This window comes from Nocardia sp. NPDC050712 (assembly GCF_040654295.1).
Lineage (GTDB): Bacteria > Actinomycetota > Actinomycetes > Mycobacteriales > Mycobacteriaceae > Nocardia.
Genome location: NZ_JBFAHT010000004.1, coordinates 607,232 through 619,370, shown reverse-complemented (window position 1 = coordinate 619,370; position 12,139 = coordinate 607,232). Strand labels below are relative to the sequence as shown.

Sequence of the window (12,139 nt, the reverse complement as noted above, 5' to 3'; positions counted from 1 at the left end):
ATGGGCAAGCAATCGGGCGTGGTCCTGATCACCGGCGCGGCCTCGGGGATGGGGCGGGCCACCGCGCAGGTGCTGCGCGCACAGGGCTACGCGGTGGAAGGCGCCGATCTCGTCGCGCCACCGGACCTCGGGTTTCCGATCAGCGTCGTGGATGTCGGCGATGACGCGACAGTCCGGCGCTGGGTCGCCGAGGTGCGCGCCCGGCACGAAACGCTCGGCGCGGTCATCACCTTCGCCGGATACGCGATCAAGGGCGCGGTCGAGGAGACCGAATCCGCGGAAGCCGCCGACATCTTCAACATCAACGTGCTCGGCACCGCCCGAGTCGTCCGCGCGGTGCTGCCGACCCTGCGCGCGCAGGGGCACGGCCGGATCGTTCTGGTCAGTTCCGGTGCCGCGATCACCGCGATGCCGTTCGGCGGCTGGTACTCGGCGAGCAAGGCGGCGGTGGAGAAGCTGGGCGAGGCCCTGCGCGCCGAGACCGCCGGGTCCGGCGTGCAGGTCGCCACCCTGGTGCCCGGCTGGACCAAGACCCCGATCTTCGCCGCCGCCCAGCAGTCCGGCACCCGGCTGGCCGAATATCGCGGCGCCGCGGCCGAAGTCGAGCAGCGGCTGGACGACTACCTCGACGCGGGCCAGAGCCCCGAGGTGGTGGCCCGGGCCGTCGCCGGAATCCTGTCCGCGCGCAAGGTCCGCGCGATCCACCGGGTCGGCCCGGACGTGCGCCGATCCCATCTGGCCCGCCGGTTCACCCCGGCCGCGCTCTACGAGCGAATGGTCAACGACTACTACGGAATTGGAGTGTCAGCCCCAGTGACTACCCTCGCCGCCCTGCCCCCGCTGGTCGATCCCGCCACCCGCGAACCGCTGACCGAGGGCCCCGACGGCGCCCTGGTGACCGCCTCCGGCGCGGTCGCGGTGCCGGTGCTCGACAAGGGTCTGCGGCTCTACGGCGACGCGCCCGCCGCGGCGCCGGCCGAAGCCGACCGCAAGGACACCATCCGCTTCGCCTACCGCATCTATTCCAAGGCCTACCCGATCGTCGCGACGCTGCTGTTCTGGATCGTGTGGCGCGGCAACCTGCGGGTGCTCGGCCGGTTCTGCGGCGAACAGGTGCGCACCGCCGAGTCCCGGGGCACGGCGTTCGTCGAGGTCGGCGTCGGTGACGGCAGCCTGACCAAGTTCGCCCTCGGCGCGGCGAAGGTGAAGCGGCTGCCGCCGATCCTGTTCGTGGATCTGTCCCCGGACATGCTGCGCAAGGCCGCCAAGCGGTTCCGCAAGCAGGGCACCGTGGTCTCGCTGGTGGCCGACGCCACCACGCTCGGTCTCGCACCGGGCTCGGTCGAGCGGCTCGGCTGCTACGGCGCGCTGCACGTCTTCCCGGATCCGCACGCGGTGCTGAACCACCTCGCCTCCCTGCTCGCCGCGGACGGCGAACTGTCGCTGTCGGTGCTGACCAGCCCCGGGGTGGGCTGGAAGGACCGGCTCATCGAGCGCGCCGTCGCCACCGGCACCATCACCTCCAACTTCACGATCGCCGACGTCGATCAGCTGCTGGCCAAGGCCGGGCTGGAGACCGTGGAGACCGTGCACAACGGCCACCAGTTGCTCATCCGCGCCCGCCGGGCGGCCTGATGCCGGCGGTGCTCGAGCTGGCCGGTGTCACCAAAACCTATGCGCGCGGCGGTGAACAGATCCACGCGCTGCGCGAGTTCGACTTCACCGTCGGCCCCGGGGAATTCGTGGTCGTCACCGGTCCGTCGGGATCCGGGAAGTCGACGCTGCTGCACGTGGCGGGCGGGCTGGACGCACCGGACGCGGGGCGAGTCCTGTTCCGCGACGCGGATATCTGGGCGATGAGGCCGAACGCGCGCTCGGCGTTCCGGCGCCGGAACCTGGGCTTCGTGTTCCAGTTCTTCAATCTGGTGCCGATGCTCACCGCGGTCGAAAATGTCTCGCTGCCTTTGGTATTGGACGGCGTCCCGGCCCGGTTGGCCGACGAGCGGGCCCGGACACTGCTGGAGCGGGTGGGGCTCGGCGCGCGCGCCGGTCACCGCCCGGCCGAGCTGTCCGGCGGTCAGATGCAGCGTGTTTCGGTGGCGCGGGCGATGGCCGCCGAACCGGCGCTGCTGCTGGCCGACGAGCCCACCGGCAATCTGGACAGCCACTCCTCGGCGGAGGTGCTCGCGCTGCTGCGCGAGCTGGCCGCGGAGCAGGACGCGGCGGTCATCATGGTCACCCACGACCCGTCGGTCGTCGAATTCGGTTCGCGGCACATCACTCTGGTCGACGGCCGGGTGCGGGAAACAGTGCGGGAAGGGTAGTGGGTTTGCTAGGTCGGGGCAGTGCCACCCGGTTTCATCGTGTCCATCTCCGGGCGCTCGTCTTCGACTGGCGGCGCACGATATCCAGCGTCCTGGGCGTGAGCATCGGCGTCACGCTGGTGCTCGGCATGATGATGCTGCGCGCGGAGGTATCGCGGCCGTTCGACTCGTTCGGCCCGGCGCTGACCGCCGCGGCGGGCGCCGAGGTCATCCAGGTGACGCCGGACGTGGCCGGGCGCCTGCCGAATTCGGTGGTCGAGCGGTTGAGCCGGGAACTGCCCGACGCCGTCGCGGTGGTGCCGTTCGTGGCCGGTCTGGCCCCGCTGGAGATCGGCGGGAATCGGCACGGATTCTTCGTGATGGGCGCGCCCTGCACCATCGAGCTGCTGGTCGGCCCGTTCGACTGCGAGCAGCGCGCCCGCACCGAGAAACCCGCCGACGGCCCCGGCATGCCCTTCGAGATCCCCACCGCGATCGCCGAGCGGCTCGGCCTGCAACTCGGTCAGGAGGTACGGATTCCGGGGCAGCCCGCCGGCTCCACGCACCTCGGCTGGACCTTCCCCGAGTTCGACCGGGTCGCCGGGATCAACAACGGGCAGTTGCTGTTCGCGCCGACCCCGGACGACGCCGCCCGGCTGCTGGGCGCACCGGGTTTCGTCACCGCCGCGTTCGTGGTGCCCAAGTCCGGCGCGAATCTCGAGGCGGCGGTGCGCGAGATCGTGGGTGCGGTAGGACAACTCGGCCCGCCACGCCCGCAGGTCCCCGTCATCTACGCCACCGGGCAGCAGACGCTGAACCTGACGGCACTGAGCGGCATCATCGTCGGCATCCTGATCGCCATCAACACCATCCTGCTCGGCATCGAGGATCGCCGCTCGGTGCTGGGCACCATCGGGGCGATCGGCGCGGCGCCGCGCTCCATGCTGCTCGGCTTCCTCGGCGAAGGCGCGGTAGTGGGCGCGATCGGGGGAATCCTGGCCGTGCCAACCGGTTTCCTGCTGGGCGGAGTGCTGGTCGACCGGTTCGGCCGCTCCATGCTGGACGGTTCGGGCGCGGTCATCTCGGCGCACTGGGACCCGCTCCTGCTCGGCTACGGCATCGGCGCGGGCGTGCTCTGTGGCGTGCTCGCCATCGCCGGTCCGGCCTGGCGGCTCGTGCGCGAGGGCCCGCTCGCCTCGATGGCCAGTTTCGGCGTCGTGCGGCGCACCCGCTCGGTCTCGCTGTGGACGGTTCTGCTCGGTGTGGCCATGCTGCTCGGCGCCGTGCTGCTGATGCGAGAGTTCAACGGCGGCAAGGTTTCGCTGGACACCGGCAGCACCGCCCTATTCCTCGGCCTGGCAGGTCTCGCCGCCGTGACGGTCTGGCTGACCCCGCCGGTCGCCACCCGGCTACTCGGCCTGCTGACCCGGCGGCGCGCCGGTGTCGGCCGGCTCGCCACCGCCGACCTGCGCCGCTATTCGGTGCTGTTCGCCACCACCGTCGCCGTCCTCACGGTGGGGGCGGGCCTGGCTATCGGCTCGGCCAGTGTGCAACTGCTCGCCGCGGATCAGGTTGCGGCGCAGAAGGCTTCGCGGCTGCCCGATGCGCTCGTCATCGCGCCGCAGGCCATCCTCGATCAGCGCCAGGGTCAGCTCGCCGATCAGACCTACGAGCAGATCGTCCGCGCCGCCGGTGACCGGGAGATATCCGCTCGCCGAACGGCTTTCCTGCCGTCGAAGACCGAACCCCGCATGGTGCTCGGTATTTCGCCCGGCACCTGGCACGCCACGGCCGTGGCCGAGCCGACCAGCGATCCGGCTGCCCTGTGGCGCGGGCTGGCCGACGGCGAGGTCGCGCTCAGCGGCATTGCCGCGGGCCGCCTGAACGCGGCCACCGGAGACCGCGTCGAGCTGCCGACTCCGCAGGGCCGCAAGAACTATCGCGTGGCGGGCACCTTCGAGCCGCGGGTCATCAACGATTCCACGCTCGGCGACATCGTCCTGGTCTCCGACACGCTGGCCGCCCGCGACTGGCAGGCGGTCCGCGATCAGGTGGTGGTCCGCTACTCCTCCCCGGCGGAGGCCAGTGCGCACCGTGCGGATTTCCTCGCCCTGCAAGCCGGTCTCTCGGTCTACGACAACGAAGAATGGGCCCGCGCCGCGGATGCCGCCATCACCCGTTTCTTCGAACCCTTCACCGTCACCGGATTCGTCGTGATGATCACCGCCGGGATCAGCGTCCTGAACATCTTCGTGCTGGGCCTGATCCAGCGCCGCCGCGAACGCGCCGTGCTGCGCGCCATCGGCGTGACCACCCGCACCGAACAGGCCACCATCGTCGTCCAGGCGGCGCTGCTGGCCGTACTCACCGGCGCCGCGGCGGCGCTCGGCGGGCTGGGCCTGATCTATCTGCAGGCCTTGGCCTCCCCGGTCTTCTACGGCTTCCAGCTCGACTGGGGTGTGCTGCCCCGGCCGTTGCTGATCAGCCTGGCCGGAGTGCTGGCACTGGTGGCCGCGGCCGCGGCCTACCCGCTCTATCACGCGAGCCGGCTGGAAACCGTCGACGTGTTGCGCGCCGAATAGCCCTCAGTCGTCCCAGCCGCCGTGGGCGAAGAGCATGTCCAGCGTCGGATACGGCAGGTCCGGATGCCGCTGGTGCACCAGCTCGCCCGCGAACGTGCACGGCGGCCGCTTCGCCGGGTTGGGCAGGGCTTGGTCTTCGACGGCGCGGATCAGGGCGGGGGTACCGCCCAGGCGTGGATAGGCGCGGTGGATCAGGTCCGCGCAGCCCGGCGGGAGGCCGGCCGGGCTGCCGCCGACATCGATGCCGATGCCGTGCACGGCGATCCAGATCTCGGCGGGCCGGCGCCGCCGGAAGACGGGGGAGTCGGTGAAATTGTTGGTGTGCGCGGCGATGCCCTCCCAGATGATGTCGACGCGCTCGTCGGTGACGCCGTTGTCCTCGAGGAACCGGGCCGCGAAATCGGCGCCGTCGATCTCGAATTGCTGGTCGCCGTTCGCGACGTCGGACAGGCCGATGTCGTGCAGCGCGCAGATGAGGAAGAGGTTCTCCGCGTTGTAGTCCCGATCCGGAGACAGGCCCTCGGCCGCGGCGTAGGCGCGGGCGAACAGGAAGCCGCGAATGCTGTGGTGGCGCAGGTGCGGTGTCAGTGCCCCGGTGATCAGCTCGTCGGCCTTGTCCGTCAGCGGGGTGGCGGGTAGCGCCAGCACATCGGTCGTGCTCGACATGTCTTGTCTCCTTGCAGGATGGAATCAGGCCGTGGAACCGGGCCGGACGATCATGAGGACGACGACCGCCGTCCACAGCAGGTTGTAGATGCCCGCGAGCATGGACAGGGTGCGCAGGCGGCGGCCGTCGTCCGGGTCGGCGAGCGCGGTCTGCTGCAGCGGATAGATCTGCAGTGCGACCAGACCGCCGGCGATCGCGGTGAGGATCATCGCCACGGTGATCCAGATTTCGCCCATCCGGCCCTGCACGGCGGCCAGCACGATGCCGATGAGCGGCACGATCAGGCCGAGTTTGGCGTAGCCGCCGGTGATCCGGTGCATGGCCCGGGCGATGCCGGGGCTGCGCTCGGAGTCCGCGGGCCCGCCGGTGACCGGTGCGTACCGGGGAAACAAGCTGGTCGCGACGGCCGAGCCGCCGACGAAGACGATGCCCGCGACCACATGGATCGACAGCAGTACCTGCTCCACGAACGAACCCCTCTCATCCTTCAATGTGGTTGAAGCCTAGCGCAAGCTTCAACTACATTGAAGGATGTGGCCGGAATCACCGGCGGTGCACCGGCGGTTGTCAGGACTCGGCGAACGCGGCCAGAATCGCGGCACCCACCTGTCGCAGAATCGGATCGGACTCCGGCCCGAAGAGCCGGGCGTCGACCTCCGAGACCGCCACGCGCGCGGCGGCCAGCAGCCGCTTGCCCTTCGCGGTGAGCTCGATCGTCGAGGCGGACCCGGCCCGCGCCGTCCGATCCTGTACCAGCCCGGCGCTCACCAGCGCCTTCACCGCGTTGTGCACGCTCTGCACGCTCGTGCCCGACATGCGTGCCAGATCGCTGAACGACACCCCGGGCACCCCGGAGATATGCCCGAGCAACCCCAGCCGCCCGATGGTCAGGTCCAGCGGCGCCAGCGCGGCTCCCAACTCGGTCTCCACCTTGCGCGCGAGCGTCAGCACGATGATCGAAGCGCTGGTCACAGGGGGAGTGGGTCGGGCATTGTCGGTGCTCACGCGTTCATTTTCCCGCATCCGCCGCCGCGGCGGCCACGGAGCCCGACACGCCGATCCGCCCGGCCACGGCTCCCCGTCCGATCCGCCCGAGCTGACTAGGCTCCGCTGGTAGCAAACTGCCAGCGAAGGAGTCGGATGGGCGCGGCCGTGGGACGGGAGGCTTGGCAGGAACTGATCGGCCGCATGGTCGTGCAGAAGCGGCGACTGGTCGAGTTCCGCGAGTACGAATCGGATACCCGGCCGAATCCGGGTGCGAGCGAAGAACAATTGCGGGCCGCGGAGCAGCGGCTGGGCCGCGAGCTGGACCCGCAGTACCGGGAGCTGCTGACCGTCGCCGACGGGTGGGAGTACTTCGACCTGTCCTACTCGCTGCTCGGCACCGAGGACCTCGGCCTGGGTGCGCGCTGGGCGTCGGGCCTGATGCAGGCCGACATCTGGTTCGACGACGAGGAGTGGGCCGAGGAGGTCGGCGCGCCCAACGATCCCGAGCAGTACCAGCTGGTCGTAGAGAACGACATCGGCTATGCCGGGAACATCTTCCTGTTCGCCGGGCGGGCCACGCGTTTGGGCACCGGTGCGGCGGTGCCGCTGCCGCCGGAGATGACCTATCCGGATCTCTACAGCTTCTTCAGCGCCGAACTCGACAGCATGATCGCCGAGGCCGACCAAGCCACCCTCGGCGAGTACTCCGAACCCTGGTGGGGCCGCAATCTACGCACCCATCCACCGGCGCTGGCCGAGATCGTCGCGAAGATCGACGAACTGCACGCCCTGGGCCGGCCGGACAGCCCGTCACCGGTGCGGCCAGGCGCCACCGACTACGAACTGGCGCTGCTGCACCGCAATCTGGGCGGCTATCTGCATCCGGAACACCGCGAGCTGCTCTCGGTCTCCAACGGCCTGTGCACCCCCTATCACGGGGTCGGCGACATCCTGTCGGTCGAGGAGATCCTCGACGGCACCCGCTGGCGAGACATGCTGGTGCGCAAGCAGATCGAGGACGATCGCTGCTACCACGACCAGGTGCTCTACCGCCGCGACTCGGACCTGCCCGACCCCGAACCCCTCGCTCCCGTCGCGGAGCGGATCGGCTTCATCCCGGCCGTGCCCTTCGCGATCTCGGGCACCGATCCCCAGGGCATCGACACCCGCGACGGCCACGTCCGCGACCTGCTCATGGACGTCACCGTCGCGCGCGGCGCGCACCGCACCTCGGCCGGCGGCGTCCGCGCGCATCTGCTGCACGCGTGCTGGCGGATCTGGTGGGAGATCGGGTGCCCGAGCCGGGTCGCCGGCGGGTAGCGGCGAGGGGCTCGTTCGGCGGAAATCGGGACGGCGTCGCGTCGCGGGATTTAGCATCCGCTTACGCTGCCGGTCCGCAGCCGCTCGACGAAGGGATCGCCGATGACCGAGACACCGGCTTCGCTGCGCCCTCGTGACGATGACGCCCTGCGGGCCGAACTACGCCGGCTCGTGCGGGAACTGGCGGTGCCGGTGGTGTTCGGCGGTGTCGTGCACGCCGGTGGCGTGCTGAAACTGTCGGAATTCGTCGGCACCCGGACGCGCGGGCTGCACGGCCTGCTGGTCGCTCCGGCCAGCGGGCTCGGCGGGCGGGTGGTCGCGCTCGGGCGGCCGGCCAGTGTCGCGGACTACGCGAACGCGCGCTCGATCAGCCATGACTACGACCGCATGGTGGTCGGCGAGGGTATCCGGTCGGTGGTGGCGGTGCCGGTCGTGGTGAGCGGGAACGCGCGGGCGGTGCTGTACGCCGCGGGGCGCGCGGCGCCGGTCGGCGATCGGGCCACCGATGTCATCGCCCGGTCGGCGGCGCGGCTCGCCGCCGAGTTCGCGATCCGCGACGAGGTGGACCGGCGCATGCGCCTGGCCCGCGCGGCGGCGACGGTCGCGAGCACGGCGGATTCGGCCCGGGCCGAGGGCATTCGCGGCATCCACGCGGAGTTGCGCGGCATCGCCGGTGGCGTCGACGACCCCGGGCTGCGGCGCGCCTTGGCCGGGCTGTCGGAGCGGCTGGCCGCCGTGGTGGCGGGTCAGAGCCCGCTGGAGACGACGGTGACGCTGGCGCCGCGCGAACTCGACGTCCTGGCCCAGGTAGCCCTCGGCTGCTCCAATGCCGAAGCCGCCGAGCGGCTTTCGCTGCGGACCGAGACGGTGAAGAGTTATCTGCGCAGCGCCATGCGCAAGCTCGAGGCCGGCTCCCGGCACGAAGCCGTGGTGCGGGCGCGCCGGCTGCGGCTGCTGCCCTAACGGGCGCCGGCTCCCCTCTTCCGGGGGTAGTCGCGGCGTGACCCGCCTCACTATGGTCCCTGTCATCCTGCGCACCCGGTCGGGCCGGCGGTGCGCAGCGGTAATCGTTTCAGCCAGTCACGTTCGATCAGGAGAGAGATCATGACCGACCCCACCGCCCGTGTCCGGCAGCTACTCGAGGAATACAGCGCGCCGCGGGTGTGCGCCGCCGACCTGCTCTGCGATCGGCATCCGGCCGACGCCGTCGCCTTCACCATCATCGAAAGCGACACGACGGCGGTGGATCTCACCTACGGCGAGCTGCGCGAGCGGTCCAGCCGGTTCGCGGCGGCGCTGGCCGATCTCGGCGTCGAACCCGGTGACCGGGTGGGCGTGCTGATGGGCAAGTCCGCCGATCTGGTGACGGTGCTGCTGGGCATCTGGCGGCGGGGCGCGGTGCACGTGCCGTTGTTCACGGCGTTCGCGGCCCCGGCCGTCGCCTTCCGGCTGACCTCCAGTGCCGCGAAAGTGGTTGTCGCCGACGCGGATCAGCTGCCCAAGCTGGCACCGGAGGCGGAGGTCGCGGGTGACCCGGCGTGGCAGGTGATCGTGGCGGGGGCCGAGGCCGAGCTGTCGGTCGGCGCGCTGCTGGCGAAATACACCGCGGACGACCCGCGCGGCGCGGCCGTGGCGGTGGGACCGGACGGGCTGCTCGTGCAGCTCTATACGAGCGGCACCACCGGCACGCCGAAAGGTGTGCCGGTGCCGCTGCGGGCTCTCGCGAGCCTGCAGCTCTACCAGGAGTTCGGGCTCGATGTCCGGCCTGGCGACGTGTACTGGAACATCGCCGACCCCGGCTGGGCCTACGGGTTGTACTACACCCTGCTCACTCCGCTGGTCACTGGAATCCGCAGCCTGCTCCTGCATTCCGGGTTCTCGGCCCCGTTGACCTGGCAGGTGCTCGAACAGTTCGGCGTCACCAATTTCGCCGCCGCGCCGACGGTGTACCGCGCACTGCGCGCCGACAGTGCCGCGGCCCCGGCCGGTTTGACGTTGCGGCGGGCCTCTTCGGCGGGTGAGCCACTGACGCCGGACATTCCGGCCTGGTCGACCGGGACGCTGGGGCTGGCGGTGCGCGACCACTACGGCCAGACCGAAACCGGCATGCTCATCGCCAACGCCTGGCAGGACGACGTGCGCGCCGAGACCCGGGCCGGATCGATGGGGCAGCCGCTGCCCGGCTTCGCCCTGGCGATCCTGGCCGAGGACTCCGATCGTGTTCTCGGCCCGGGCGAGCCGGGGCGCGTGGCCGTCGATACCCGGGCGAGCGCGGCCCTGTGGTTTTCCGGGTACCAGGACGCGCCGGAGAAGACGGCCTCGCGCTACGCCGCCGACGGCCGCTGGTACATCACCGGCGACGCGGGCATGGTCGACGAGGACGGCTTCTTCTACTTCTCCGCCCGCGACGACGACGTGATCATCATGGCCGGCTACCGGATCGGGCCGTTCGACGTGGAAAGCGTGCTGGTGCTGCACGACTCGGTGATCGAGGCCGCGGTCGTCGGCATGCCGGACGAGTTGCGCGGCGAGGTCGTCGAGGCCTTCGTGGTACTGCGCGAGGGAGTGGCGGGCAGCCCGGAACTGGCGGCCGAGCTCCAGCGGCTGGTGAAGACGAAGTTCGCGGCGCACGCCTACCCGCGCACCGTGCACTTCGTCGACAGCCTGCCCAAGACGCCTAGCGGGAAGGTTCAGCGGTTCCTGCTGCGGCAACGCTGATCTCGGCCCGCTCCTGGGCCTGCCGGTCCGCCGTGGCGAGCTCGCCCCGGCGGACCACCACGACGCCCACGAGAATCAGTGCGCCGCCCAGCAATTGGATCAGGCGCGGGGCCTCGCCGAGCAGCACCCAGGCGAAGCTCAAGGCGGCCAGCACCTCGAACAGGGCGACGAAGGAGGCCAGGCGCGAGCCGAGCAGGCGGGTGGCGGCGATGCCGGAGACGTAGGCGAAGGCCGCGGTCACCGTGCCCAGGGCCAGCACCGGCAGCCACCAGGTGACGGTGAAGTCCTGGAAGACAACGGGATTCGTGGCGAAGCGCAGCGGCACCAGGCCGGCCGCGCCCGCCACGAGCAGGGCCAGGCCGCCGATCAGCAGGCCGCCCGCGGCCAGCACGGTGCCGGGCAGGGTGCCGTCACCCTGGGCCGAGAGCACGAAATACGCTGCCGCGCCGATCATCGCGGCCAGGGCCCAGACGATGCCGACCCAGCTGGCGGCCAGGCCGGAGCGCAGATCGATGACCAGGATCAGGCCGGTGATGCCGATCAGACCGCCGGCGACGGTGGTGATCCCGGGCCGTTCGCGGTGGCGCACCCAGAGCCAGCCGATCACCGCGATCGGCGCGGTGTACTCGATCAGCAGCGCGACCCCGACCTCCATGTGCCGGACGGCGTTGAAGTACGCGAGCTGGGTACCGGCGACCGCGAGAAAACCGTAGGCGGTGATCAGCCCGGCGTTGCGGCGCAGCAGCTGCCACTCGCCACGCAACTGGATCACCGCGATCGGCAGCAGGACGACGGCCGCGACCAGCACGCGCACCGCGACCGCCGCCGCGGCGCTCCAGCCGGCGTCCATCAGGCCGCGGGCCAGCGACCCGGCCAGGCCGAACGACGTTGCCGACGCCACCGCGATGAGCAGCCCGGAACGCAGGCGGCGGACGTTCATGTCATGAGTCAACATCGTCATGACTGATGACGCTACGAGCGGCTTGGTAATATGTCAACATGAACTTTGCTCATGACACCGAAGCGTCGCTGGTCGCTGCGGTGGAGCTGGTGAACTCGGGCGAGGATCCGGACACGCTGACCGAAATCGCGCACCTGGACCGGTTTTTCGCCAAGCACGTCTACACCGGCGCGCACGCGCGCACCGCCGCCGAACTCGCGGCGGTGCGCGCGCTGCGACCGGCGCTGCGCCGCCTGCTCACCAGCGATCGCGACACCGCCGTGCACCTGGTGAACGAGACCCTGGCCGAGCATCACGCGATCCCGCAGCTGGTCCGGCACGGCGAGGTCGACTATCACGTGCACGCGGTCGCGCCGGACGCCGCGCTACCGGTCCGCATCGCCGTCGAAACCGCCATGGCCCTGATCGACCTCATTCGCGCCGACGAGCTCAGCCGCCTGTCGATCTGCGCCGACACCGGGTGTGCGGGCATCGTGCTCGACCTGTCCCGCAACCGCTCGCGCCGCTATTGCAGCACCGCCTGCGGGAACCGCAACGCCGTAGCGGCCTACCGGGCCCGGAAGAAATAAGCGCCACCATTGTCGTCAATGCGAACGAAAGA

11 protein-coding genes are annotated in these 12,139 nt (G+C 70.8%); 7 read left to right on the top strand and 4 right to left on the bottom strand.

The genetic code is table 11. The annotated features are described in order from the left end of the window. The 3 genes from AB0H76_RS31115 to AB0H76_RS31105 are packed head-to-tail and all read left to right on the top strand — an operon-like array spanning position 1 to position 4,885. Positions 1–1,635, top strand: a complete 1,635-nt coding sequence (locus tag AB0H76_RS31115) for an SDR family NAD(P)-dependent oxidoreductase (protein WP_357330584.1) — start codon at positions 1–3, stop codon at positions 1,633–1,635. Then, on the top strand, positions 1,635–2,324 hold the full coding sequence (locus AB0H76_RS31110; protein WP_357330583.1) for an ABC transporter ATP-binding protein: 690 nt from the start codon (positions 1,635–1,637) through the stop codon (positions 2,322–2,324). Before AB0H76_RS31115 ends, AB0H76_RS31110 begins: the two co-directional genes overlap by 1 nt. After that, entirely contained in the window at positions 2,324–4,885 is a 2,562-nt protein-coding gene (locus AB0H76_RS31105) for an FtsX-like permease family protein (protein WP_357330582.1), read from the top strand. Before AB0H76_RS31110 ends, AB0H76_RS31105 begins: the two co-directional genes overlap by 1 nt. Positions 4,886–4,888: 3 nt before the next feature. Here AB0H76_RS31105 and AB0H76_RS31100 read toward each other — a convergent pair whose 3' ends face one another. From AB0H76_RS31100 to AB0H76_RS31090, 3 genes are all read right to left on the bottom strand, one after another. Continuing rightward, a complete protein-coding gene (locus tag AB0H76_RS31100) occupies positions 4,889–5,551 on the bottom strand; it encodes an HD domain-containing protein (RefSeq protein ID WP_357330581.1) in 663 nt (220 codons plus the stop codon). 24 nt (positions 5,552–5,575) lie between these two features. Beyond that, entirely contained in the window at positions 5,576–6,019 is a 444-nt protein-coding gene (locus AB0H76_RS31095) for a hypothetical protein (protein WP_357330580.1), read from the bottom strand. Between the two features lie 100 nt (positions 6,020–6,119). Further along, positions 6,120–6,557, bottom strand: coding sequence for a MarR family winged helix-turn-helix transcriptional regulator (locus AB0H76_RS31090; protein WP_357330579.1), 438 nt, complete (start codon positions 6,555–6,557; stop codon positions 6,120–6,122). A gap of 135 nt (positions 6,558–6,692) precedes the next feature. Between AB0H76_RS31090 and AB0H76_RS31085 the strand changes: the two genes are divergently transcribed. The 3 genes from AB0H76_RS31085 to AB0H76_RS31075 all read left to right on the top strand — a co-directional run bounded on the left by AB0H76_RS31085 (position 6,693) and on the right by AB0H76_RS31075 (position 10,577). Then, on the top strand, positions 6,693–7,859 hold the full coding sequence (locus AB0H76_RS31085) for a hypothetical protein (RefSeq protein ID WP_357330578.1): 1,167 nt from the start codon (positions 6,693–6,695) through the stop codon (positions 7,857–7,859). 102 nt (positions 7,860–7,961) lie between these two features. After that, positions 7,962–8,822 carry a LuxR C-terminal-related transcriptional regulator gene (locus AB0H76_RS31080; protein WP_357330577.1) on the top strand — a complete coding sequence of 287 codons (861 nt, stop codon included), beginning with the start codon at positions 7,962–7,964 and terminating at the stop codon, positions 8,820–8,822. Positions 8,823–8,960: 138 nt separating this feature from the next. Further along, entirely contained in the window at positions 8,961–10,577 is a 1,617-nt protein-coding gene (locus AB0H76_RS31075) for an AMP-binding protein (RefSeq protein ID WP_357330933.1), read from the top strand. Here AB0H76_RS31075 and AB0H76_RS31070 read toward each other — a convergent pair. Next, complete coding sequence (locus tag AB0H76_RS31070; protein WP_357330576.1) at positions 10,537–11,538, bottom strand: DMT family transporter; 1,002 nt, start codon at positions 11,536–11,538, stop codon at positions 10,537–10,539. The two genes, AB0H76_RS31075 and AB0H76_RS31070, sit on opposite strands and share 41 nt — an antisense overlap. A 38-nt stretch (positions 11,539–11,576) precedes the next feature. On the opposite strand from AB0H76_RS31070, the gene AB0H76_RS31065 reads away from it, so the two are divergent. Beyond that, positions 11,577–12,107 carry a CGNR zinc finger domain-containing protein gene (locus AB0H76_RS31065; protein WP_357330575.1) on the top strand — a complete coding sequence of 177 codons (531 nt, stop codon included), beginning with the start codon at positions 11,577–11,579 and terminating at the stop codon, positions 12,105–12,107. The last annotated feature ends 32 nt before the right edge of the window (positions 12,108–12,139 follow it).